The sequence below is a fragment of the Vibrio sp. G-C-1 genome (assembly GCF_021728015.1).
Taxonomy (GTDB): domain Bacteria; phylum Pseudomonadota; class Gammaproteobacteria; order Enterobacterales; family Vibrionaceae; genus Vibrio; species Vibrio splendidus.
The window spans coordinates 298,756-324,770 of sequence record NZ_JAKKCR010000003.1; the positions used below are offsets into that span (position 1 = coordinate 298,756).

At 41.4% G+C, this 26,015-nt stretch carries 19 protein-coding genes; 11 read left to right on the forward strand and 8 right to left on the reverse strand.

Translation table 11 applies throughout. The features are described 5' to 3' along the window. Positions 1-20: 20 nt before the first annotated feature. On the reverse strand, positions 21-3,044 hold the full coding sequence (locus tag L3V36_RS06695; RefSeq protein ID WP_208774716.1) for an HD domain-containing phosphohydrolase: 3,024 nt from the start codon (positions 3,042-3,044) through the stop codon (positions 21-23). A 358-nt stretch (positions 3,045-3,402) separates the two neighbouring features. Here L3V36_RS06695 and L3V36_RS06700 point away from each other — a divergent pair, with 358 nt between their 5' ends. The 5 genes from L3V36_RS06700 (at position 3,403) to L3V36_RS06720 (ending at position 8,500) form a co-directional block, all read left to right on the forward strand. Further along, positions 3,403-4,725: a GGDEF domain-containing protein gene (locus tag L3V36_RS06700; protein WP_017094971.1), complete on the forward strand. Its 1,323-nt coding sequence runs from the start codon at positions 3,403-3,405 to the stop codon at positions 4,723-4,725. A gap of 156 nt (positions 4,726-4,881) precedes the next feature. Continuing rightward, positions 4,882-5,628: a phosphatase gene (locus L3V36_RS06705; RefSeq protein ID WP_208774718.1), complete on the forward strand. Its 747-nt coding sequence runs from the start codon at positions 4,882-4,884 to the stop codon at positions 5,626-5,628. Between the two features lie 177 nt (positions 5,629-5,805). Continuing rightward, the gene (locus tag L3V36_RS06710; protein WP_004730193.1) at positions 5,806-6,201 is read left to right on the forward strand and encodes a cytochrome b562; all 396 of its coding nucleotides are present in this window, start codon (positions 5,806-5,808) and stop codon (positions 6,199-6,201) included. A gap of 302 nt (positions 6,202-6,503) precedes the next feature. Next, complete coding sequence (locus tag L3V36_RS06715; protein ID WP_208774758.1) at positions 6,504-6,854, forward strand: hypothetical protein; 351 nt, start codon at positions 6,504-6,506, stop codon at positions 6,852-6,854. Positions 6,855-6,964: 110 nt separating this feature from the next. Then, positions 6,965-8,500, forward strand: coding sequence for a PepSY domain-containing protein (locus tag L3V36_RS06720; RefSeq protein ID WP_208774720.1), 1,536 nt, complete (start codon positions 6,965-6,967; stop codon positions 8,498-8,500). A gap of 113 nt (positions 8,501-8,613) precedes the next feature. Here the strand turns inward: L3V36_RS06720 and L3V36_RS06725 are convergent, their stop codons facing one another. Both L3V36_RS06725 and L3V36_RS06730 read right to left on the reverse strand, forming a co-directional pair. Further along, positions 8,614-8,997: a VOC family protein gene (locus L3V36_RS06725; RefSeq protein ID WP_017087993.1), complete on the reverse strand. Its 384-nt coding sequence runs from the start codon at positions 8,995-8,997 to the stop codon at positions 8,614-8,616. Continuing rightward, a complete protein-coding gene (locus L3V36_RS06730; RefSeq protein WP_017087992.1) occupies positions 8,997-9,929 on the reverse strand; it encodes a LysR family transcriptional regulator in 933 nt (310 codons plus the stop codon). The genes L3V36_RS06725 and L3V36_RS06730 overlap by 1 nt, the downstream gene beginning before the upstream one ends. Before the next feature lie 374 nt (positions 9,930-10,303). Between L3V36_RS06730 and L3V36_RS06735 the strand changes: the two genes are divergently transcribed. Then, on the forward strand, positions 10,304-10,897 hold the full coding sequence (locus tag L3V36_RS06735) for a cysteine dioxygenase family protein (protein WP_017079740.1): 594 nt from the start codon (positions 10,304-10,306) through the stop codon (positions 10,895-10,897). Positions 10,898-11,034: 137 nt separating this feature from the next. Beyond that, positions 11,035-11,847 carry a helix-turn-helix transcriptional regulator gene (locus tag L3V36_RS06740; protein ID WP_208774722.1) on the forward strand — a complete coding sequence of 271 codons (813 nt, stop codon included), beginning with the start codon at positions 11,035-11,037 and terminating at the stop codon, positions 11,845-11,847. A 21-nt stretch (positions 11,848-11,868) separates the two neighbouring features. Here L3V36_RS06740 and L3V36_RS06745 read toward each other — a convergent pair whose 3' ends face one another. Further along, positions 11,869-12,621 carry an EAL domain-containing protein gene (locus tag L3V36_RS06745; RefSeq protein ID WP_102446777.1) on the reverse strand — a complete coding sequence of 251 codons (753 nt, stop codon included), beginning with the start codon at positions 12,619-12,621 and terminating at the stop codon, positions 11,869-11,871. 280 nt (positions 12,622-12,901) lie between these two features. Between L3V36_RS06745 and L3V36_RS06750 the strand changes: the two genes are divergently transcribed. Next, the gene (locus L3V36_RS06750; RefSeq protein WP_065682381.1) at positions 12,902-14,614 is read left to right on the forward strand and encodes a response regulator; all 1,713 of its coding nucleotides are present in this window, start codon (positions 12,902-12,904) and stop codon (positions 14,612-14,614) included. A 3-nt stretch (positions 14,615-14,617) separates the two neighbouring features. On the opposite strand, the gene L3V36_RS06755 is transcribed toward L3V36_RS06750, so the two are convergent. Both L3V36_RS06755 and L3V36_RS06760 read right to left on the reverse strand, forming a co-directional pair. Next, positions 14,618-15,802, reverse strand: a complete 1,185-nt coding sequence (locus tag L3V36_RS06755; protein ID WP_102446776.1) for an EAL domain-containing response regulator — start codon at positions 15,800-15,802, stop codon at positions 14,618-14,620. Beyond that, positions 15,802-19,044: a response regulator gene (locus tag L3V36_RS06760; protein ID WP_102446775.1), complete on the reverse strand. Its 3,243-nt coding sequence runs from the start codon at positions 19,042-19,044 to the stop codon at positions 15,802-15,804. Before L3V36_RS06760 ends, L3V36_RS06755 begins: the two co-directional genes overlap by 1 nt. Before the next feature lie 388 nt (positions 19,045-19,432). Between L3V36_RS06760 and L3V36_RS06765 the strand changes: the two genes are divergently transcribed. Then, positions 19,433-20,626 carry a glycine C-acetyltransferase gene (locus L3V36_RS06765; RefSeq protein ID WP_017059545.1) on the forward strand — a complete coding sequence of 398 codons (1,194 nt, stop codon included), beginning with the start codon at positions 19,433-19,435 and terminating at the stop codon, positions 20,624-20,626. A gap of 110 nt (positions 20,627-20,736) precedes the next feature. Further along, positions 20,737-21,768 (forward strand): L-threonine 3-dehydrogenase, encoded by a 1,032-nt coding sequence (gene tdh / locus L3V36_RS06770; RefSeq protein WP_004730216.1) that lies wholly within the window; start codon positions 20,737-20,739, stop codon positions 21,766-21,768. Positions 21,769-21,879: 111 nt separating this feature from the next. Here tdh and L3V36_RS06775 read toward each other — a convergent pair whose 3' ends face one another. Further along, on the reverse strand, positions 21,880-23,406 hold the full coding sequence (locus tag L3V36_RS06775; RefSeq protein WP_102446774.1) for a DUF4041 domain-containing protein: 1,527 nt from the start codon (positions 23,404-23,406) through the stop codon (positions 21,880-21,882). A gap of 338 nt (positions 23,407-23,744) precedes the next feature. Here L3V36_RS06775 and L3V36_RS06780 point away from each other — a divergent pair, with 338 nt between their 5' ends. Further along, positions 23,745-24,605 (forward strand): transporter, encoded by an 861-nt coding sequence (locus L3V36_RS06780; protein ID WP_208774724.1) that lies wholly within the window; start codon positions 23,745-23,747, stop codon positions 24,603-24,605. 87 nt (positions 24,606-24,692) lie between these two features. On the opposite strand, the gene L3V36_RS06785 is transcribed toward L3V36_RS06780, so the two are convergent. After that, the gene (locus L3V36_RS06785) at positions 24,693-25,916 is read right to left on the reverse strand and encodes a DUF819 family protein (RefSeq protein ID WP_208774725.1); all 1,224 of its coding nucleotides are present in this window, start codon (positions 25,914-25,916) and stop codon (positions 24,693-24,695) included. Positions 25,917-26,015: the final 99 nt, after the last annotated feature.

The window sequence follows — 26,015 nt, forward strand, 5'->3', positions numbered from 1 at the left end:
ACTAAATGGTTAGCTCAAACTTAAAATAATGAGCGTATGTACTCTTTTACTCGGTCGATGTGTTCGTTTGGTTCAATCTCGCAACGCTGTTTAGTCTCTAGGAATCGCTTAGCGTATTTGTCGTAGATTTTGTTTTCTAAGAACAGCAAATACAGCTTGGGATCGATATGACCGCTGGTGGCCATGTCGGTCATGATGTTGAGTGATTCGCTTAGGAGTTTGCCTTTCTTATACGGGCGATCACTAGAGGTGAGCGCTTCAAAGACATCAGCAATGGCCATCGCTCTGGACGGTAAAGGTAATTGGTCTTCGCTTAAGCCTCTTGGGTAGCCCTTACCGTCGATACGCTCGTGGTGTCCGCTGGCGATATCCGGAATATTCTGGAGGTAAGACGGATAAGGCAGTTTGTTAAGCATGGTGAAGGTTTGAATAATATGATCGTTGATCATGAAACGTTCTTCATCGTTTAACGTGCCACGACGAACTTTCAAGTTGTGCAGTTCACCTTGGTTGTATTTGACCTCTCCTGGCTTAAGCACAAACGCTTCTTGCCATACATCAGCAGGGCTAAAGCCATTGTCCCACGGTATTTTATGCTCAGGCTTATCGGCAAGTAGCGGTTCCATCACCGGTAGTATTTGGTCTTTTCTTGCTGGCTCAGCTTCACTCTTCTCTGTCGTGTCTTGTTGTTCATTGAATCTCTCTTTTTCAGACCAAGATAACCCTAGCTGATCGTCGAGTGTTCGTTTCCATTGGCGCTTGGCTATTCGGTCTAAGCGTTCTAGTTGTTCGTCCGTCATCGACTCTCCACCAAGGTTACATTCAGCAACAAAGGCAAATTCTTCATCCAATTCTGACAAGCTTTGTTCGAGGATCTTAAGCTGATCCTCTTGAAGCGCTCCGTTCGCTATAGCTTTCCAGTAGTCGGTTTCAGCCTGTTGTTTTAACAGTTCGAAACGCATTCGCACTTCGTGGATTCGGTCGTAAATGGTTTCAAGTTTTGTTGCCTTGTCTACGACATACTCGGGTGTGGTTACCTTGCCGCAGTCATGAAGCCAAGCGGCGAGCATTAACTCTTCCCACTGCTTACTATCCAATGAGAATTGCGGGTAATAACGGTCATCATCAATGGTTGCTTGAGTCAGCCATTTGGTCAGTTCAGGCACGCGTTGGCAGTGCCCGCCCGTGTAAGGTGATTTTGTATCAATCGCTGATGCAATCAACTCGATAAAGGCATTAAGCATGTCTTTCTGTTGCTGCATTTGGTCAATGTTATCTTTGGCTATTTCCGCAAAACTGAGCAGTTCTCGTAAGAAGGCGTGCTTGTCTGCCTGCATCTTGGTAATCGGTCTTTCATAGCCAATTGCGACGATACCCACCAACAACTTCTCACGGTTTAATAGTGGAAACAGGTACAGATCTGAATTGAAGATCGAATCTTGGTAATAGTTGAGAACATTGTCTTCTCGGTTTAAGTGGATTGTTTCTCCAGATTTAAGCTGGCACAGCAACCAAGGGGTGTGCTTGATGAAGTCATTGATGTCGGCCTTAAAGGGCAAAATGGCGAGGTTCGCGGCCGTATCAAACACATCTTTCTCTTTTGATTGAGTGAAGAGGACGATGGTTTCTGCTTTGGTAATTAAATAGCTTTGATGAGCAATATTTTTGGCTAATATCGAAAACTCCTGATTACCTGCCGTGTCGCGAAGTAGCGTAATAAGATCATGAAGCGTGTGTTCCATCAGCTCAATTGAGTGGGCGAGGTTAGCCACTTCTTGAATCATGCTTTTGGGATAATGAGTTCGCCTGAAGTCAAATCGTGCGATGTTGTCGGTGAGTTGCATCAGCGTATTAAGCGGCTGAGACAAGCGATTGGCAACAAACCATACGATAGCGAAGCAGATGAACAACATCCCAATCGCGACGGCGACTTGCTTGTCACGCATCGAGATAAGATCAGAGAGCAACTCATTGTGTGGCGTAGCCTCTGCCAAATATAAAGTGACATTCTGAGTGAGCTCAACAGGCGTTAGCGTTAATGCCCAAGTGTTTAAGTTGTACTCAACGTTTTTTAGGTTGAGGTTTAATTTCTCCTCGTCGGAGATAAGTGGTGCTATGACGGATGCTTTCAATGCTTCCATCTGTTCACGTTTGGGCACATTAAAGAAGCTTTGGTCTTGCTCACTGCCAGAGAGTTTCCCCGTCGTTTGGTTATTCGTTTTCTCAGTTTTACTTGTGTCGTTTGGCTGGGAGGTAAGCTTGGGAATCGATAGATCAAGTTGATGTTGGCCGAGAAGATTGAAATGTTGATCGAACAGAGCGAGTCGGGTTTGTGGAGAGTAGGCCAATTCACTGATCTGGGAAGAGAGAGATTTCAACGTGAAGTCGGCACCAACGACATGCTTGCCATCCAAAGAACGTCTAGAAAGCGTGATGCCATTGGTTTGCAGGAAATAGAACAGGTAGGGCTCAGAGAGTTGTATTGAGCCGTCAGGCTTTGCGTTACGAAACCAAGGTCGAGTCGTGGGGTTGAACTTACTCTCGGCTTGTCGGGTACTGATCACTTGGTGTGCGCCATCGAGAAAGGTAATAAAGTTTTCACCATCTAGATTGGTGCTGCTGACCATCATGGTCGCTTTGGCGGGAGCGTTGTTGTCGGCTCTCTGTTTAATGGAACTCAGAGGGCGAAAGATTCTGAAATCGCCATCTTCAGAGCCATAGAACAGAGCGACTAAATTGGTATTTTGTTTGAAGATGATATCGACCGAAGCAAGCCAAGATTCTTTTTCGACGGAGGAGGTTTGATGAGCAACAAACGGGCTCACTGCCATCACGTTTAAGGTTGTGATGACTGGGGCAATAGCTTGTTTAAATACCGATTCCAGCTTATCGCGATGTTCATTACTGACTTCGCGCACGGTGCCTAAAAGCAGTTCTTGAGAGTGCCGATAACTTATCGAAATCAGTACGGTACCGACAAGAGTGGTCAAAATTAAGAAAAGGCTAGTGATGTGGATACTCAGCGGATATCGTCTTCTTCTCATCTAACACTCCAGTTTGTAGACTGGTTTAAGTATTGACGAACTTGGGTAGGTTGCAAAAAATTGGCGCAATTAAGACGGCGGTACGACTAAGTTGTGCTTCCTATGACTAAGTGAAATGATAATAAAGCCTTATCTTTAAGTACTAATTGCCACTTGTGATTGGTAGGGCATCTCTCCAAGATGCTGGACAGGCTCTATGGGGGCAATAGATATCTAATGTTATTAATATTCCTGATTAGAAAACCAAGCACTCCGGACGTTTTATTAATTAATCATTATTATGTTAATATCATTAATTATTCTGCACATCTATAAAATTATCTGGGTGCTGTATGTGTTGAGCCTAGAAGGAACAGTAATGACGTTAGAAGCATATATTCTCAATGTAGGAATATACTCAATTTTCCCATTGTATTTTGCTACGTTAAAAAACCGTGTGCGTACAGCTGCATTTTATAACTATCTTAGTATCGTGCTTTTAGTGGGAGGGCTTGCTGGTGCCGTTTATTCCTTTCCATTATCCGAAGCTTTAAGTATTTCAGGCGGAAATATTGCTTATGGTGCATTCATGATGAGCACCATAATGCTCATTATTATTGAGCGAGATTTTAGCACTTTTAAACACATGTTTCGGTTAGTAGTGGTTGTGGATTTGATTGCTTTTGTTGGTTTTAACTTTATGGCTTGGTTGCTGGAATCGGAATATGTGTTGAACCCTTTTGCTATCCCTTTCAGTATCTTTGACGTGTCGTTGAAAGTTCTTGTTCTTGGAGGGGTTTTGATTCTCCTCGAAATATTGTTATTGATGTTTATTTTTACACAAGTGAGTAAGTTCCTTTCCAATCTACCAGCGTTGGCATTCATCTATACGCTAGCATTTGTTTTTATCCTTTGTTTGGATGGAGCACTGTTTCCTCTTTTAGCTTTTGGCCTAAGCCCGCAGATCGTTCCTATCATATTCGGAAATATACTGGGTAAGTTGTTGATTGCGGCCTGCTATAGTGTCCCAATGCTGATCTTCTACTTTTTGTTTAGGGGAGATTTTGCCAAGTTTGTTAGTTCGCCACTATCCATAAAGGATTTGACTAAAGCTCCTCGAAAAGAGTTGCTGGCAACATTGTATCAATATGAGTTGCGTGATGAGCAGTTGCAGAGAGAAAAACAAGATCTCACAAAGATTGCACTTTTTGATGAGCTAACCTCACTCCCCAATAGACGTAAATTTAATCAAACGTTTGAGTCTGAATGGGCTAGATGTGAACGCGAAGGGCAAACTTTAACCTTAGTGATCGGCGATATTGATTTTTTCAAGCAATATAATGATGCATATGGCCACCATCAAGGAGATGTCTGCCTTAAACAAGTCGCAAAGTTATGGAAGCACGTTTTTAACCGTCCGTCAGACCTTGCTGCTCGCATAGGAGGCGAGGAGTTTGCCATTATATTGCCAAGCACATCTATAGAGCAAAGCAGAGCTCGCCTTAATTCATTCTTAACGGTTTTGCACAGTCAACCGATTCCTCATCGTTCCTCACCCATTGCTTCTCATGTAACGATGAGCCTAGGGGTTGCGGAATGCGTTCCGACGAAAAGCACATCGCCAAATGATCTATTTATGCTTGCTGATAAGCGCCTTTACAAAGCAAAGAATAGCGGGAGAAATCAGGTTATTGTCGATTGAATTAATTTTAACAATACTGAATGATGAACAGTATATAATTTCGATTCACTCAGCATCACATTAAGCAAGTGTCTGTTGGACATTTTTGAATAAGCTGTATTAGACCAACCCAACTTGAAATTGATTGACTAGACCACACGGTTAAGGCCTTGATTTATGGAACTCAAAGTAGATACCCACACCCACACATACGCAAGTGGCCATGCTTACAGCACGCTGATCGAAAACGCGAAATCGGCGAAGCAAAACGGTTTAGCTATGTTTTGTACGACCGACCATTCAGAGTCTATGCCGGGCGCGCCACACTATTGGTTCTTCAGTAACCAGCGTGTGCTCCCTCGTTTTATTGAAGATGTCGCAATTATTCGAGGTGTCGAGTCAAACATCATGAACACACAGGGTGAAATCGACATTCATCCGAGTGTGGATAAGAACTTGGATTGGGTGATCGCGAGTTTTCATGAGCCAGTATTTCGCCCATCGGATGTCGCTACCCATACAGAAGCATTGTTGAATGTGATTAAAGGCGGCCGAATTGATGCGCTTGGTCACTTAGGAAACCCTAATTTTAATTTCGATTTTGAAGCTGTGATTCAATGTGCGGCGGAACATAACGTTGCGATTGAAATCAACAACACCACACTCAAAGGCAATAGCCGAGTTGGCAGTGTTGACCGCTGTTATGAGATCGCAAGAATAGCGAAAGCGAAAGGTGCGTTTATTACGACAGGTAGCGATGCGCATTTCTGCGTAGATGTCGGTGGCTTGGACTTAGTCGCTGCATTGTTAGATAAAGTAGGTGTGGATTCGAATAAAGTGGTCACTCATTCGCCACAGCAATTTTTGGCATTTTTAGCATTGCGTGGCCGCCAATCTATTGCTGATTTTTCGGTATTTGAGTGATGGAATGTCCGTTACTTTTTACTTTTTAGTCATTGGTTAGCTAGCTAGTTTGCATTTCGACACAATCAATTTTTGTGCCCGACGGATTTTTGTATACACTAGCCGAAAATAATAAAGTCGAAGTGCCACAACAACGATGGCGCTATCTTCAAAGACATCGCTTCACCTGGAGAAACAATGAAAACTCGCTCAATCCTTTTATCTGGCTTAATCGCTGCTTCGCTATTGTCTGGCAACGCTTTTGCTAATGTTGACCTTAAGAAAAACATGCAAGAAATGAAGCTTGCGTTCAAACAAGCGGCAGAAGCTCAAAACATTGAAGAGATGCAAAAGCCTATCGTACGTATCGACACGCTAGTTGCTGAGCTCAAAACGGGTGTTTACCCAATTGAGAAAGAAGAACACTTCATGGAAGGTTTCAAAAAGATCAGTGCATCGATTGATAGCATTGAGAAGAAGCTAGACCAAGGTGAATTTGAATCTGCACAGCAAGAGCTTCGTACTATCGATGGCCTTCGTGAAGAGTATCACGAGAAGCGTAATCCAAGCATTTGGAGCAAGATCTTCGGTTAATCTACTAATCAATAGAGTTTGCTTGTTAGCGTATCAAAGAGCAAAGCCTTAAGATTTGATTTCTAAAACGCCGCCTTACATTATTCTTATCAAGAAGGTGTAAGGCGGCGTTTTTTATTGTCTTTTTTATAAACAGTCTGTTTTGTAGAGTTTCACCACATTTTCTTGGCTCTTTCGTTGTAACCAGTTTTTAACTAAAAAGAGTGTGCGTTAGCTTCAATTTTTTAACCTGATGTTAATCTTTACGTTTACCTATATAACAAGTGCCTCATAATAAGGGAAATTTATAAAGATTAGGAATGATGCGCCGAACCTCGTTCAACTTCTCCATGTTACTTGCTACAGCATTAAGCTGGGCGCTAGTGACATTAATGCCTATTATCAATGCTCATGGTAATCGTGCGGGAGTATGGGCGTCGTTATGTACGGTCAACGGCTTTGAACTGGTTCAAATTGAAGAAGGCGAGCCCAATACTCACAAAGGAAAGCCGTGTCCCTTTAGCCATTTTTCCACGTTTCACCAAGACGAACTTCCAACTACACTACTAACAACTCGACTGAGTTCTATTGTCTCAGACAGCTACGCTTTTTTGGCTCTAAGCGAACGCTACACGAGGCAAGCCCCGCGCGGCCCTCCCTTTGGTATTGCTTAAACCTAACCCACTAAAATAATTAAAAATAAAGTATTAAGTAAAGTTAAACATGCTCAGATTACTTTCTGATTTTTCAGAAGGTATGTTTGCGTGTGTCAAAGGAAATAATAATGTTGAGAAATGAATCTCAAAGCTCTGCGAAAGCACAAGCGACTTCGCAGTCTACAAGCAGTGCAACAAGCGGTTCGAAAACCAATATAAAAAGCAAAGACCGCAATAAAACTCTCTACTTCCTTACGTGGCGTTGGCACTTCTATGCCGGGCTATTCGTTATCCCGTTTATGCTAATGCTGAGCATTACAGGCTTGGTGATGCTGTTTGATGATGAAATCGAATTGGCTTTCCACCACGAAGCCATAGAGATTGTTGCATCGGGCGACCCTATTAAGGTTTCACAACAGTTAACTGCAGTGCAGAATCAATACCCACAAGGTACGGTGACACAGTTTGTACCGAGCAAAGTCCCTGATCTTGCGAACCGATTTTCTGTATCACTTGAAGATGGCACTTCCGTTTTCGCCACGGTGAATCAATACACTGGCGAAGTGGTAGGAGAAATCCCGCGTAGCGATAGCCTGTACCAGCTGGCGAATGACATTCACGGCACTTTGCTGATTGGTGATTGGGGTGATTACCTAATTGAAGTCGCAATAAGCTTGTCTATTCTGTTGCTCATCAGTGGTATTTACTTATGGTTACCGAGAGATAACGCGAGCCGCGCTGGTTTTCTTAAGCTTCGATTTGGTTCAGGAACGCGTGTTTTAATGCGTGATCTGCATGCGAACATCGGTGGAACACTGTCATTCATTCTTCTGTTATTTATTCTATCAGGATTATCATGGACAGGTTTTTGGGGAGGTAAGCTAGTGCAAGCATGGAGTACTTTTCCTGCTCAAATGTGGGACGACATTCCTCTGTCTAACGAAACGCATGCTTCTTTAAATCACGGGTCTGAAGAGGAAATGCCTTGGAACCTAGAGCAAACTCCACTGCCTTTGTCTCAAGATAAGCCAGCAGAACACGTCCACCAAGTAGAAGAAGCGTCTGAAGCTCATGATCATTCTAAGATGGGTGAGGATCATTCTCAGCATGTGTTATCTGCCAGTAATTTCTCGATTGATGATGTGATAGCAAAAGCTCAATCTCTTGGTTTTACACAATATAAAGTCAATTTCCCGCGCTCAGAAACGGGCGTTTACACTGTGGCTGCCAATACCATGGGCGGTGACATCATCGATCCAACCCAAGATCGTACGACTCACCTTGACCAATATTCAGGGCGCATTCTAGGAGAGGTGACGTGGCAAGATTACAATTTATTCGCCAAAACTTTAGCCGTCGGTATTTCTCTACACCAAGGTGACATCAGCATCATCAACAAGCTTCTAAATGCGTTGTTCTGCATTGCGTTTGTCGTTGTGTCGGTGACTGGTGGAGTAATGTGGTGGATGCGCAGACCTTCAGGCCAAAGAAAGCTGGGAACGCCACCGAAGTTTGGTGATGCAGGCTTATGGAAAGCAGGCTTGGTGACGGTCGTGGTTATTTCAGTACTGTTTCCACTGGCTGGTGCGAGTATCGTGACAGCCATGCTATTGGATTGGCTATTGTTCTCACGTGTCGAGAAATTCAAGACAGCATTGAGTTAATTGACACGTAAACGGGCTTTCTCGACTTGAGAAAGTCCGTTTTATTAATCAGATGAGCGATTCTTTTGTGAGGAAAGCTTTAGACTTGATACAGCTCTAGATTTGATAAAGCTTTAGATCTGATACAGCTCTAGCGGCAGGCCGTCTGGGTCTGCGAAAAATGTAAATGATTTCCCCGTAAATTCATCAACTCGAATCGGTTCGACTTCAATGCCTTGTTCTTCCAAATAGCTTTTGGCATGTTGAACGTCATCAACACAAAAAGCCAAATGTCTCAGCCCTTGAGCTTCCGGAAAGCTTGGTCTTTCAGGTGCGTCAGGGAAGCTGAATAATTCTATTTGAGCGCCATTAGGCAGTGTTAAGTCGAGCTTATACGACTGACGCGCTTCACGATAATTCTCCGCTATCACTTCAAGCTTTAAAACTTCCGTATAAAAGCGTTTAGAAACTACGTAGTCCGAGCAAATAATGGCGGCGTGGTGTATTCCTTTCAGCATCAGTTTATTTCTCCTGCCAGCTTGTCACCCAAGTGTTCCATCGCATAATCAATGAATACACGCAATCGGGCAGGCATGTACTTGGTTTGAGCAAACTGCATCGCGATAGCGCCATGGTAATTACTCTTGATGGTCCAATCTTCCAGTACTTGCACTACAGAACCTTCAGCCAATGCATCTTGAATCACGAAGTCATGGAAAATACCCACGCCAAGCCCTTCTTTAACGCCTTTCAATCGCATCTGAGAGTGGTTCACAGCGTAACGTCCACTGACGGGGACTGTGTAAAACTCATCATCTTTCAGAAAGTCCCAAATGTGGTCTTTATCTGTTTCTGCAAGGTATAAGCAGTCGTGCTCAGAAAGCTCGGTAGGGTGGTGAGGGATTCCTTTTGCTTCTAAATAGCCAGGGCTTGCACAAAGTACAAGGTTCGTCTTGCCTAGCTCTTTTAAAACCAAACTTTCATCGGGCTTGTCGGTAAGGCGAAACGCAATGTCGATGCCTTGACGTAAAATATCGATGTCGCCATCAGCCGCTCTTAGCTTAAGTTGGATCTCAGGGTACTGATTTAAAAATGGAACAACAAAAGGCTGTAGCACTGAGTTCAAGAACGCCTCTGGCGCCGCTACTGTAATAGAGCCTGCAGGTTCTGTATGGTCAGAGGTAGACAGCTCAACCGCTTGTTGCGCTGCATTAATCATGACCACGCTTTGATCGTATACCAACTGGCCTGCTTGCGTGATGATCAATGTACGAGTGGTACGTTCAAACAGCTTCACTGACAGCGCTTTTTCTAAACGTGTGATCAATTTACTCAACGCTGAAGGTGTAACGCCTAGCTGTTTTGCGGCGGCGGTAAAGCTACCTTCATTCACAACTAAGATAAACGAGGCGAGATCGGGAAGTAGGGCGATGAGTTTTGGGTTAATCATAAGTATCCAGTTAGACTGATTTCAACGGTGGCCATAACCTTGATTGTGAGTGATCTCTTCTGATTTGTGAATCAATTTCATTAATTGATACGCGCAATAGTAGTCGTGATGGAAGCCGTTTTTTTGTTGTTCCTATTTCATATTACTCAGTTATTCACATCTCAAGTCAATATGGCGATTCCGTTGCTTCAAATTGGTTGTTAGATGCTTTTGTTATATGAATGTAAATACTTGTGATTGCTTGTTAAATTTAATTTAAACGGTGTTAGTATCCTCCCAACTTATGCTGAATCGAATCAGCCATATTTCATCGTTCGAAGAGAGCTTTTTACTTCGAGTTCTGAAGAGCAAAAACATAGTCAGAGGTAAGTATTTTGCAACGTACTGATATCACCCCAACGCAATCTCCCGCGTTAGCCGCGTTAATTAATAACGATTATGAGCTTAATTTCCAAGAGTTTATGGACCAAATACAACTGGCAAATAAACCCATGTCTCTGGCGTCCATTCGGTTCATATTGGATAACATCGAGCTGAGTAAAGAAGAGATCAAGTCGTTGGCGAGTTTTGATAAAGAAACATACTGTCGACAAAGGCTTTTCAAAAATGACCACTGTGAAGTTTTAATTTTGAGCTGGCTTAACGGGCAAAGAAGTAAAATACACGATCATTTGAATACGTCTTGTGGCGTAAAGGTTCTACATGGGCAAGCAACGGAAACCCTGTTTGAAACGGCGGCTAATGGTCATATTTTTGCTTCTCAGTCGACTCATTTCCAAGAGGGCAGTGTGACCGTTAGTAAAGATAATGATATCCATCAGATATCGAATCTACAGGCTGGAGATGAACCGCTCATTACGTTACATGTGTATTCGCCCCCTTTAAGCCAGTTCCACCTCTATCAGCTAGAGAGCGGTAAGTCGGAGCTGCTCGACATACAACAAGAGTGCTGGGCCTACGAGATTTAACATTTATCTGTAGCGACCTGCCTACAAATACCAACCAAGTTCTGGGGGAGTTTTGGTTAAACGAGGTTATGTCCAATGCATCATGTCATAGTAGAGATAAGTAAACTACACTAGTTAAAAAGCTAGGTAAGTGACAGATGAATAAAGACAATTTCCCAATTGAGCTAAAACGACTTCGTGAATCAGCCTCCATTTCACAGGAAGAATTTTCAGAATTGCTTTCCAATTCTCATCGAGCATTTTTTGGTGTTAATCAAGTAATGGTCAGTCAGTGGGAAAGGGCAAAGACGCTGCCTAGTTTTGTTCGTCGCCTTGGTATCGCGAGTTTCTTTCAGGTCGACTATGATTTTTCGGTAGAAGAAATGGTGCAAGTCAAAGCCGCAACAAAGAATATGGAACGTCCGTCTAATGCCGATATTGGCTACGACTATGAGGTCACAAGCGTAGAGTCATACAACATGGGTTCGCTTCCTGCGAAAAGGCTTAAGTCGATTCAAGGGATGCACCTCAAAACTTATGGCAAAGACTTTATCGAGGTTGCTCAGTATCTTGGCGTGAGAAAAGACGATATGCAGGTGCTTTGCTTCTTGTTCGAGGGAGCCATTATTGGTCATGTGGTTTACGATGGCCTCAGTAAGATGCTTTGCAGTGTTGGCGCGGTTAGCAGCGTGATTCGACGCAAGATCTTCGATTACATGGCAGATAATTTGGCAGGCATTGAATTTCGATTTCCGACTCTTGATCCTGCAATGTCCCAGTTCCTCTATGATCTTTACTTAGAGCCATACATGAGCAAGCTCGGCATGCCGTTTTTCAAGGCTGATATAAAGAAATTAGTGAATAATCCGTTCTCTCAAAACATCCAAAACAAACACGATATCTACTTCAAGTACATTCGATATCACGACCTTAAGCAGAAGAAAAAAAGCGTCGAGTTTGTCTTAAGCTAACGTTACTTGAGCTCCAACTATCTACATGACGAATCTAAGATCAGTTAAAGGCAGTGGCTTTGAGTATAGAAAGCCTTGATAGCTGTCAAAACCTAGCTGATGGATTAGTTGACGTGTATCTGTGTCTTCAACGCCTTCCGCAACGGTTTCGATTCCAGACTCTTTGCAGTACGCCAGAGTGCGCTTAACCAAGTCGGAGCTTGCTGGCTCAATACTGTTCACAATCGATTTATCGAACTTTACTTCATCGACATTAAGGCCCATCACCTTATTTATGTCTGAATAGCCAATGCCAAAATCGTCGATAGAGATTCTGACGCCCAGAGACTTAAAGCGCTTAATTTGCTCACAAAGCTGCTCATCCAACTGATCATTTTCACTTAGCTCAAAGGTAAGCTGTTCTGCCTTGAAAGACGCATTCCAAAGTAACTCACGAACTTTCTGCACGTTATCAGGGTTCGCCAGTACTTTATTACTGATGTTCACGGCTAAGTTCAGATGAACAGAAAGCGATTTTACCTCTGTTAATGATTGCTCAAGCACACTAAAAAAGATCTCTTCTTCATAACCCAATGCAAACGCACGATCGATAAACACGCCCGGAGAGAAAATCCCTTCTTCTGGAATGTCTAGGCGAAATAGTGCTTCAACCCCAGTCACTTTCTCGACATTAGGCTGAACCTTTGGCTGATAAAAGCAGGTGTGCCAGTCGTTTTCGAAGGCTTCTTGAATGATGTGGTCTGATAGGGTCATGTGTTTGGTTTCTCTTCTCATCGTGTTTCATTTGTATAGCGGCGTTGCTGGTGCGCATTCTGAGAGAAGCGGGCATTCATCACTATATCGTTTTGAGATGAAAAATTGAGATTTGATATGAATAAGGAGTAATTATTACATTTTATTCTATTTCCTTTTATATCAATTGGTTAGATGTTGTTGGTGTGAAAGTGTGATCCTAAGCCAATAAAAGCTCGCATCACATTTTTTTGTAACTGAAGGGATTATTTACAAAATTGGCCATGTTACACTTGCCCCGTTATAGGAGAGCCCCCCATTTATGAAAAATTACAGTGACATACTAGCTTTAATAGTTGATGACTCCCCGGTGATCTTGTCGAGTATTCGAAGAATGTTGATTAGCTTAGGCCTGCATGATAAAAATATTTATCATGCAAAAGATCCTAAAGCTGCAATTTGGCACTGTAAAAAAATGGGTTTTGACCTGATTATTTGTGATTATAATTTTTATACTCGCCTTAATGGCAAGCAAGTTTTTGAAGAACTCCAACACTATAGTCTCATAAAGCCAAAAAGTAGTTTTATAGTGATAACTGGTGAGTCGTTATCAAAAATCGTTCGCTCTATCATCGAGCTCTCTCCTGATGAATATATTTTAAAGCCTTTTAATTCAGTCTATTTTACTAACAAGATTAGAAGGTCGCTCGCAAGAAAGTCGGCATTATATGAGCTTTACCAAGCTAAAAATCAAAAAGATTATACTCATGGCCTTAATTTGTGTGACGAACTGGAGTTTAAATATCCTCAATACCACTTTCTAATACAAAAATTTAGAGGGGAGTTCTACGCATTGTTAAACATGTTTAATGAAGCGAAAGAGCTTTATGACTCAATTATTGTTGAAAAAGATGTTGAGTGGGCAAATGCGGGTTTAGCCGATAGCTTAATAGAACTGGGTGAGTTTGCTAGAGCTCAATTTATTGTCGAAAAAATGCTAGCAAAGGTGCCTAATTCGACACAAGCCATGACGTTAAATGCAAAATATGACATTTATAATGGTGATATTCCTAAAGCGATAAAACAGTTTTCTATTATTTCAGAATTGACTCCTGGTAACCCTGAAAGGGAATTGGTTATTGCAAACCTATGTGTTTCTCAAGGTGATTATAGAAACGCTGCTGCAAGGTTTATGATGTATTATGAACTTAATATTGATACATATCGAGACAGCTTAGAGTCACGCTATAATTACATTCGATGTATACTATTTATTTATGACTCAATTGAAAAAGATAGCCTAGTAATAAATGAAGACCAAATAGAAGAAGACCCTAAAAAATTAAAAATAGAAGCATTAAATGAATTTAGGCAGATATCACTGATTAAGGATAAAAATAATAATCGAACTGATGAGCAACATGATTATCAGCCTAGTTATGATGTTGATCAAGAGCTCATTATGTGTCATTTATCCATTCTTGAAGGTAAGTTGAGTGAGGCAATTACGATACTTAAGCACATTTATTCAAATGACTTAGTGTTAGGATTTTACAATAAATATCACTTTAACTATTTACTATGCTTACTTTCCTTTAATAAGGAGTTTGGTGAATGCATTAGATCAATTAAAGTGTTATTGGATGAGAGTGATTCCAGTCCTATGCTGTTAAAATCACAAGTTGAGTTACTTAAATCCTTGACCCAACAGCATAGAACGCAAACTGATGCTGTTAACACCAATATGGATAAAGTTACTCATTTAATTAAGTCAAAAGAGCTTGTCGCTGCTTTAGATTGTTTGATTGATGTAAGGTCTAAGAATACTTACATTCGAGAAGTTAACTTACAAATCATCGAGTGCTTGACCCAAGCTTGGCCTTCGAATTTCAGAGCAAGGGAAGTGAAAACCTTATTGAAATCATGCTTTAAGGTATGTCGAGAATTGTATAACGAAAAAGAATTAGAAACGTTAAATGTGCTTCGCAACTTTGAGTTGGCTGAAAGCCGAGTTGCGAAACATGCTCTAGATTAACCGTTAAGTATTGTCCAAAATAACTACTGACTTTGACAAACAGTTGTGAAGCTTCTCTAGTGGTACCGGTGCTCCTGTAAAATAACCTTGGCATTGTTCAAAGCCGAGTTCTTTTAAGATGTTCCAAGTTGCCATATCCTCAACACCTTCTACAACGGTATTCATCTCAAGAGAGTTGGCTACCTGGAGGAGCATTTTTACTAAGGCTTGATATTTAGGCTTAGAAGGTAAATCGGTAATAAAGCGCCTATCGACCTTCATTTCAGTAAAGGGTAGATCTAGAAGCTTATCCAATGAGGCATATCCGGTCCCAAAATCGTCTATTGATAGTTTGAACCCGTGTATCCGCAATCTTGCTAGTGTAGCTAGCGCAGTTGGATTGTTTTGGTATGCGTGAGACTCAGTGAGTTCTAATGTTAACTTATGATGTGAAAAGTCATGGAGAGCACAAACATCTATGATTTGGTCACATACATTAGGGATTTCTAGGTTGCCTTGTGTCATGTTAATAGATACAGAAATATTATAATGGTAAGCGGCAACTTCTTTTACAGCATTGTTTAGTACGACAAAGAACAATTCATCCATCATGTCATTTTCTTCCATACACTCAATGAAGGATATAGGACTCAATGTACCTAAATCTTCATGCTTGACCCTAGCTAGAGCCTCAACTGCGACGAGTGTATTATTTGAAAATAGAACCTTAGGTTGGTAGTGATTTATAATGTTTTTATTTAAAAATGCGCATCTAACATCACTCAGAGTCAGTTGAGGTGGTGTTTGATGATTTTTTTCTTCTTGAATTTGATGGTGAAAGCCATCAATTGATTCTAATAGTTTTGACTTGATATCAGATTTTCTTAGCAACGTATGATATTTAAAATTTAATAGAGAACAGATATTAACGGTTAATTCACTAATGTCGTCCTCAACAGCAGTGACAATAACAACACCAAGAGAATTATCTATTTCTGATAATTGAAGAAGAAATTTGATTCCGTCCATCTTAGGCATATTGATATCGCAGAAGATTAAGTCGATCTTTTTTGCTTCAATGAGCTTTAACGCTTCTAATCCATCATTAGCGACATATGTTGTCTTATGACCGAGTAAACTCAAATCAATTTTCAACCTTGTACTTTGGATCAAATCGTCTTCAACGATGAGGATGCTTAACTCATCCATCACACATGAGCCTTAGTTAAAAGGTTTTTTACATCTTTGATTGTTGCTGTCATAGCGAGTTCAAGCCTCTCTATTGTTTCTTTACTCTTCTCTGTGTCTATTTCATTTTGCAACGATTGTGCAAGTTCCGAAACAGAACTGATCCCTAACATATTCGCGGAGCCTTTAATTTTATGAGCCAAACTTCTAACGTCATCTGTGGTGTCTAAATCCTTCAGGTCTTTAGTCATAGAACTAATAATAACGTTATAGATCTCAATCTTATTTTCTGCACTATAGTGAGTGAAATTGTCTTCAATTTCCTGTTGGTAATCAAAACTGGAATCGTCATCTGAACTAATGAGAAATTTTGAGATCTTGTTATGAATTGTTTGAGCATCAAAAGGTTTGAGTATTAGCTCATCAAAATTAGGGAAGTCACCAAGTTGGTAATCGCGATCACCTGAACTACCTACAATATTGATATAACCGTACTTTACGATATCTTCTTTGATAGCCTTAGCGAGGCTAGGGCCGCTAAGGTTCGGCATATGAATATCTGTTATAATCAAGTCATAACCATCTTTACGATTTTGTAATTGAGATAGGGCCTCATTTCCATCATTAACAACATCACTTGATAGTCCCAGCTCTTTAAGTTGGTTCTTCAGTAATAACTGATTCACAATATCGTCTTCAACGATCAATACGTGTCCAATTAGTTGTTGCATTGATTCTTCCTTTATAATTTCTGTTGATGTCTTATCGACCTGTTCTTTAGGAGTTCTAATCTGTAGAAGTAAAGCACTTAGCTGTGAGTTTATATCGTTGAGAGCATCTTCGTTGTGAGAGTATTCATAAGTATCGCAAGCTTGTTGTAGTCGAGTTGCCCCTAGGTTACCTGCCGTACCTTTTAATTTGTGGATCTCATCGGCATGTCCCATTCTTGCCACAAATCCTTCGTAATCGTGGGCAAATATATCAAGTAACTTAAGGTAAAGGTTAACGTTGCCGGCACTTACTTTTAAGCCTGATATATGATCAATATGTGGAGCGGATTTCAGCCATTCAGGTAAATCAAACTCTGATGTTTCAGCTAGAGGCTGTGACGATGGAGCTTGTGTAGGATCTTGTGAGGTATTGCTGTCAGAAAACCATGTTATCATTTTGGAGTACATGTCTTCAGTGTTTAGAGGTTTCGCGATAAGGTCATTCATGCCCGATTCGATAGCCTTATGCTTGTCTTGAGGCATAACATTAGCTGTCATTGCGATAATAGGGAGTGAGAGTTTTAGATCATTACGAATAGCTGATGTCGTTTGATACCCGTCCATTAAAGGAAGCTGGCAATCCATTAACACACCGTCGAACTCTTTCGAACGTAAAAGCAATAAAGCTTGTTCTCCGCTCCCGCAAATTTCGAGATCTACAATATGTAATAATAGTTCTTTTACTAACTCTTGATTAATATAGTTATCTTCAACAAGTAGAATTTTTTTGCCGTATAGTTGATGAATGATTTTAGGCGATTCGGTTTTTATCTTTGAATCGTGATTGACGGCATCTTGCACAGTTAGGCCTAATGGAATATCAAAAGAAAAAGTACTTCCTCTGTTAGGTGTACTTATAACGTGTAAACTCCCGCCCATTAATTCTACAAGTTGTTTGCTTATCATTAAGCCTAGTCCTGTTCCCCCGTATAGCCGAGCAGTAGAGTTATCTACTTGAGCGAAAGGCTTAAAAAGATCGTCTAGATCTTGAGCGGATATCCCAATACCAGTGTCGGTAATCTCAAATAAGACACGAGCACTAGTAGCGTCATTTTCAAGGCAACTAACATTGATAGAAACATAACCACTATCACAAAATTTTATGCCATTACCTACAATGTTTAGTAAAACTTGGTTTAGTCTTAATGAGTCACCTTTGACTAGTTTAGGAACATTTTCATCGCACTGATAGTTTAAACTCAACCCTTTGTGATGGGCGTTAACTGACATGAGTTTATGACAATCGTTTAACAGTTGCTTTAGGTCAAATTGGCTTAACTCAATAGTAAATTTTCCTGACTCTATCTTTGATGTATCAAGAATATCGTTAATGATGTGGATTAGTTGATTAGATGCAATATCAATGCTTTCAATGTACTTTTGTTGTTTTTCATCTAGGTTAGTTTTCAAAGCTAGCCCTGTCATACCCATAATCGCGTTCATTGGCGTTCGGATTTCATGACTCATATTAGCAAGAAATTGAGACTTAATTTTTGTTGATGATATAGCCTCATCTCTAGCAAGTGTTGCCTCGTGGGTAAGCCTTACTAGACTCTTTAGTGAATGGTAAATCAAGTATGCTAACATCACCATACCAGTGAAAAATAACAACGTTAGTAGCGTAATGAGATAAGAAGTAAGCTTTAAATCGCTTACACTATTAATTCTTTCGTCACGAATAGAAAGTATGATTGTTTCTGCTTCTAAAACGGATGGAATTGCTTCTTTAGCGTTTTTAATCATGGCATAGTTATTCTTGTTTAATCTAGTAACGATATCAATGTAAAAGTCAGTGTCTTCTGATAGTTTTGAGAGAGAGTTTGATTTCTCTGTGTTTTTTATAAGAGGTATTAGTTCTTTCAAATCGGATTTTATGTTTTTCAGAATATCAATAGCTTCATTTAACTGCTGAGTATCTAACCTTCTGCCAAGAGTAAGAGAACTAACTATTTTTTTGTTTATAGCAGTTTTATCACTGATTAAACTATTTATCAGTTCAATTGTGGAAGGGTTTCTATAGGCATAGTTAAAGTTCAGGACCATCTTTAGGTGATTATTTACCAAATTAGAGCGATCGGCGTACTCGGCTATTATTGCTTTTCTTTCTTTATCTATCGCAACATACTCCAAAAAGCTCTCTCTATATTCACTGATAAGAACGAGAATTCTTTCTTCATTGTGATCATTTAAATCTAATGTCAGATCCTTGGCCTTTTCAATATAGTTTAAGGCTTCATTTAAATATTTTTCACTATTATCTCTTACATAGCCTAACGTGTTAAGACGAGCCCTATCCAAAGAAAATATCAACTCTCCAGTAGTATGAATACGTTTAAGTACCTCAAAAACCTTATTCGTTCCTACCCAAGTACCAATTGCCGTGGTAACGAGGAGGGTAAAAACTAAAAGAAAGCTAATCATGATTAGCTTAATACGACTCTCCTTTTTCTCACTCTTAGATAATTGATCAAAGTTTGGGATCATTTTTGGCATACATACTCGGACTAATATTAGAAATTTACGACGTTGTGAGAGCGCTGATAACTATAATGTGAATTACAATAGTTTAACGGCAGATTCTATATAAGGAAGTGGTTTTTGGAGAAAATTTATTTTGTTGGCTGGCGAAAAAATCACGGTCTTTGGTGATGGCTATAGTAAGGTTCTCAAGTTGCTTGGTAAATAATCGTGTCGCTTAGAGTGCGATTCGTGCCTGTGATTCATTAATGTTTTTCCAACTAAAGGGATAATCGAGAAGGGGATGTTCAACTAGAATAGGGGTATAAGTTTTACAGTGTAAATGATCGAATTGAAATCGTTTACATCCCCTACATAATGCGGCGCGCGATGCTGCTGAATAATAATTAGGAAGGAATAGACAATGTCTTCTGCATTTTACCAACAGATTCAAACTCAAATCGAAGAAGTTAAAGAAGAAGGTCTTTACAAGTCTGAGCGCATTATCACTTCTGCACAAAAAGCAGCGGTTTCTATCTCGACTGGTGAAGAAGTACTAAACTTCTGTGCAAACAATTACTTAGGTCTTGCTAACCACCCAGCTCTTATCGAAGCAGCTAAAGATGGTATGGATCAGCACGGCTTTGGTATGGCTTCAGTACGTTTCATCTGTGGTACTCAAGACTCTCACAAAGAACTAGAGCAAAAGCTATCTACGTTCCTTGGTAAAGAAGACACTATCCTTTACACATCTTGCTTTGATGCAAACGCTGGCCTATTCGAAACGATTCTAGGCAAAGAAGACGCAATCATTTCTGATGCTCTAAACCACGCATCTATCATTGATGGTGTTCGTCTGTGTAAAGCAATGCGCTTCCGTTACTCGAACAACAACATGGAAGAGCTAGAGCAACAACTTATCGCAGCTAAAGAAGCGGGCGCTCGTCACACACTAATCGTAACTGACGGCGTGTTCTCTATGGACGGCGTAGTGGCTAACCTTCCTGCTATCTGTGATCTTGCTGACAAGTACGGCGCACTAGTTATGGTTGATGACTCTCACGCAGTAGGCTTCATGGGTGAAAACGGCGCGGGTACTCACGAGTTCCACAACGTTGTTGACCGTATCGACATCATCACTGGTACGCTTGGTAAAGCAATGGGTGGCGCTTCAGGCGGTTACACTTCTGGTAAGAAAGAAGTGATCGACTGGTTACGTCAGCGCTCTCGTCCATACCTATTCTCTAACTCTGTCGCACCAGCAATCGTATCTGCGTCTATTCGCGTTCTAGATCTTCTAGCGGAATCTGGCGACCTACGAACTCAACTATGGGAAAACTCTGCTCACTTCCGTACTCGCATGGAAGCAGCTGGTTTCACTATGGGTGGTGCTGACCACGCAATCATCCCAATCATGCTGGGTGATGCAAAAGTAGCGGCTGAATTCGCAGAGCGCGCACTAGAGAAAGGTATCTACGTAGTAGGTTTCTCATTCCCTGTAGTACCAAAAGGCCAAGCTCGTATCCGTACGCAAATGTCTGCTGCACACTCTCGTGAGCAACTGGATCGCGCAATCGATGCGTTCATCCAAGTTGGTAAAGACATGGCTATCATCTAATTTTAAAGGGGTGCCTTGTGCATCCTTTGATTAGATAGAACAACACCCAATAGAACATATAGATTTTTGATTCTCGCCTTACAGTTAGGCGAGATGAACTGGATAACATTATGAAAATTAAAGCACTTTCTAAGCTTAAGCCTGAAGAAGGCATCTGGATGACCGAGGTTGAAAAACCTGAAATGGGTCATAATGATCTTCTTATCCGTATTAAGAAAACCGCAATTTGTGGTACTGACGTACATATCTACAACTGGGATGAGTGGTCACAAAACACAATCCCAGTACCTATGGTAGTAGGTCACGAATACGTGGGTGAAGTTGTTGGCATCGGCCAAGAAGTTCGTGGTTTTGAAATCGGCGACCGCGTATCTGGCGAAGGTCACATCACATGTGGTCACTGTCGTAACTGTCGTGGCGGCCGTACTCACCTTTGTCGTAACACAACAGGTGTTGGTGTAAACCGCACTGGTGCGTTCTCTGAGTTCCTTGTGATCCCTGCGTTCAACGCATTTAAGATCCCTGCAGAAATCTCTGACGATCTAGCATCAATCTTTGACCCGTTTGGTAACGCAGTACACACAGCGCTTTCTTTCGACCTAGTAGGCGAAGACGTGCTAATCACTGGTGCTGGTCCAATCGGTATCATGGCTGCTGCTGTTGCTAAGCACGTTGGTGCTCGTCACGTTGTAATCACTGACGTAAACGAATACCGCCTAGACCTTGCTCGTCAAATGGGTGTAACTCGCGCAGTAAACGTAATGGAAGAGAAGCTTGAAGACGTAATGGCTGATCTTGGCATGACTGAAGGCTTCGATGTAGGCCTAGAAATGTCTGGTAACCCATCTGCGTTCAACAGCATGCTGACTAACATGAACCACGGCGGTAAGATCTCTCTACTAGGTATTCCACCATCAGACATGGCAGTAGACTGGAACCAAGTAATCTTTAAAGGCTTGGTTATCAAAGGTATCTACGGTCGTGAGATGTTCGAAACTTGGTACAAGATGGCTTCACTAATCCAATCAGGCCTAGATCTAACACCAATCATTACTCACCACTACAAAGTGGACGACTTCCAGAAAGGCTTCGATATGATGCGCTCTGGTATGTCAGGTAAAGTAATTCTTGATTGGGAATAAGCTTTAACTGAGTAACAAGATATTAGAAAGGCGACAGTTATTACTGTCGCCTTTTTTTGTATTTTACGTAGCAGAAGTAGGTCATCGTTTACCCGTTCATAAATGCTACCTTTACGCTACTGCTTGCTGTTCTTTCGCAATTGCTAAACTCTCACGGAACTCAGCGGCTTCAGCCTTAAGAGTCCAATGAACTTCATGTAATCCTTGTTGCTCAACAGCTTGTTTAACCTCTGCTATTGTAGTCTTGAAGAACTCTTTTCTTGGGTTAATTTTGTTAACCGACTGCTCGTTGAACTTCTTGTGGAGCTCTTTCTCAAGAGAAGGAGCATCGTCACTATAAATCATTGCATGAACATCAAATGAGAATGGTACAGAAGCATCACCAAGTTCTTTTACTCTGTCCATTGGTTCTAAGCGACGAGTCATACCAATCTTAAACACCTCTTCACCAAAACTACCAACGTTGCTGATAACGTAAACATGCCCTCGGCGAGTTTGCTGTGCCATTGATAGCGCACGTTGACCTTTTTCTTCAGCTTCTTGTAGCTTGCTTTCTAATTCTGCAAGTTGTGCTTCAAATACAGCTCTCTGTTCTTCACTTGCTTGGCCTAATTCAGATCGCGCTTTTTCTAGAGCTTTTTGTAGCATCTTTTCTTCTTTTTCAGCTTCTTTACGTGCCTTTTCCATTTCGCGGATAGCTCGTTCTTCTTCGCGAATCTGAGCCTTAATTTCGGCTTGTTCTTCTTTTTCGATCTTTCTTAGCTCAAATGCAGCAACGGCCCATTTGAGCTCGGTTAGACGTGCGTCTAGGTATTCTTGTTTGATACGAGCGTTCCTGAATGGAGCACCGTTATGATTTACCAAGGCAAAAGCATCAATAATTTCTTGTTGGATTTTCCCAAAATTGTCGTGCTTTGTTTTAGATAGAGCGCTATCGACCTTTCCGTTGAAAGCATCGACGGCAAAATGAATTGCATAAGTTTTACGGTGAGCTTCAACATAATCACAAGCCCCTGCATGACCTTCTTTTACCATTGCCTTTACTCGTTTACGGGATACTTTGAGTTCTTCACCTGCTTCTTTGTAGCTGTACTCTTCTGCGAGGTCATCAAGAACAGACTGATTTGGGATGATGTAGTCATCTTTATAGCCGTCAATTGTATTGCGCATCGCACGAATCGCCTTTTCGTAGGAATCAGCTTTGGCCTTTGCTTCGTACGCATTACCTGCTATTTCTTTGGCTTGAGCTTCTGCGAAGCTAAGCACTTTCGCAGATTCTTCGCGTGCATCGTTTTTGATAATCTCCGCTTTTTCTTTAGCTTCGTTTAACTTTTTACGTGTTTCGTTACGCAGCTCTTCAGTCTCAGACAAAACACCTTCTGCTTGGAACCTTATCGAAGTAGCTTCTTCGGTGGCTTCATCAAGCAGGCGGTTAGCGTGTAACTCCATATCAATTACAGGGGCATACTTTTTTAGTAGTGTGTCTTTTTCATTTTCTATGTTGCTAATTTTTTGATTAGCTATCGAAAGTTGTTCTTCAAACTCTTTACGCTTTTTCTTACTTCTTAAATGTAAAATCACCAATAGGATCAATGGTAAGAAAAATATAGTAAGAGTGACTATTACACTTGTTTCCATTTGTTTTACCTAGCTAAGTTTGGTTGTTATTGAGTTACGTCTTTAATGGTTTCTGAGAGTCGTTTCTTCCAATTAAACGCCCTTTGAAGAATACTCCTGTATTAGTAGTTTGACGATGTATATTATCTAAGCTCATGTAATAAAAGAAAAAATATAATAAACTCTGTGTAATATGGTTCTATTTGTGAGTTGGCGGTTGTGCAATTGTGACTGTTATTGGGAAGTCAAATTACATGAAATCTACTACTGTCACTTAATGGCTATTTTCCCTTTCGGTAATCTCTAAAATACTCAATAAGCAGTTACACCTTATTGTTTTACTATTGAAGAGAGGGCTCATGGCTTGTAAGCCACTTGCACTGATAATAACTGGACTATTATTAACGCCGAATTTTGCTAGCGCTAAGGTCGACATTTCGAAATCTGAAAGCGATCAAGCGGCAGAACAGGCCGCAAAGGAACTTGCAAACCCAAATACAGCTTACGCTAGCCTTAATTTAAAGCTTCAGTATTCAGGTGGTTACGATGGTGGAGGGGATGCTTTCGCAACCGTATTGCAGCCGACATTGCCATTCCCTATGGATAATGGTGACAAAGTGATCTTCCGCCCGGCTATCTCTTATGTACAGAACGATTTCCATGTGGATACACCAGCAAGCTCGCAGCATATAGATCAGTCTGGCGTTACGGACATCTCATTTGATTTAGCTTATGCGCCTAAAATGGAGGGCGGGACTATTGTCGCTTTCGGTCTCTTTGCTTCTTTGCCAACGGGCAGTAATGACTTAACAGCTGATCAATTTGCTATCGGGCCTGAATTTATGGTCGGGAAGGCAAGTAGTGAGCGAGTTGTAGGCATGTTCCCCAACCACTTATATGGTGTTTCTGGAGACGGAGCCGACCATTCTGATACTCGAACCAACAAGACATCGACACAAGTCTTTTGGGTGGAGATATTAGGCGGAGGTTGGACGGTAGGCTCTGCGCCGACATTCTCGTATGACTGGAATAAGGAGCAGGCGGAAATTCCGTTGAATATTAGCGTAAGCAAGACTACTGTGTTGAACGGACGTCCTTGGAAGTTTGGCATTGAAGCGAACTATTACCTTGAGAAAGACGAAGAAACGCGTCCAGATTTTATGTTGAGCTTTAATATCAGCCCAGTTGTTGAAAATAAGCTGGCGTCTTTGTTCGATTAAGCCGTTATTTGAAATACAGTTTTAGAAACGAAAAAGGCTGAACGATCATCGTTCAGCCTTTTGTGTTATTGGATTAAAGCGATTCTATTAACCCGCAGCAGCCTGCATGATGAGACCACAGATGTAAGCGCCGTATGTACCGAGAGCGTAACCCAATACTGCCATTAGGATACCTACTGGCGCTAATGCTGGGTGGAATGCAGCTGCTACGATAGGAGCCGATGCTGCGCCGCCTACGTTAGCTTGGCTACCTACAGCCATGAAGAACAGTGGTGCACGGATAAGCTTCGCCATCACAATCATTAGAATGGCATGGATAGTTAGCCATGTGATACCAATGAAGAAGTAGCCTGGGTTGTCTAAGATAGCCGTCACATCCATTTGCATACCAATCGTTGCAACTAGGATGTAGATGAACGCTGAACCTACTTTTGATGCGCCACTGTGCTCAAGACTGCGTGTTGATTTGAAGCATGAAGCGATGAGCGCGAACGTTGTCACCATTACGATTAACCAGAAGAAGCCTGATGTCAGGCTGTATTTCGCAAGCTCTGGAGCGTTGGTCGAGATCCAAGGTGCGATTAGGTCACTGAAAAAGTGAGCTAGGCCGGTAAGACCGAACGCAATCCCCGTGATCTTCATGAGATCGGTTGTGGTTGTTGGGCGAGCGTTCTCTTCTTGGTATTTAGAAACGGTTTCTTTTAGCTCTTCAATAGATGAAGTATCCGCTTTTAACCACGCATCAATCTTCTTCTGACGACCTGCCATGATAAGTAACACGGCCATCCAAATGTTTGCACAGATAACATCAACTGTAATCATTGCAGAGAAGAGTTGGTCATCAACCTCGAACACTTCTTTCATTGCTGCTTGGTTCGCACCGCCGCCAATCCAAGAGCCAGCAACGGTTGTGAGGCCGCGCCATACGTCGCCAGATACAAGGTCAGGGTTAATTTGGTCGATGATCAAGATAGCCAGCGGGCCACCGATGATAATGCCGACAGTACCGGTTAGGAACATGATGACGGCTTTTGAACCAAGGCCAAAGATTTTACGGAGGTCTGCTGAGATGATCAGCAGAACGAGTGCGCTTGGTAATAGGTAGCGACTTGCAACGAAGTATAACTTAGAGTTTGATGCGTCGATGATGCCTAAACTGTTCAGTAGAGAAGGAACAAAGTAACAGAGCAATAGACCCGGAACGAACGAGTAGAATTTTTTCAGTGCGCTATTTTGGCTACTTTCCGTGATAAAAACACCGCCAAGAATAACAGCTAACATGCCCATTATTACAGCATCATTAGTAATCATTATTATATCTCCTTTAAGGTGAGCGCAAAGGTCTCACTTTTTGAATTGCAGGACTATACCGATAACCGCTATTCGTTACAAATTGTAACGATAGACATG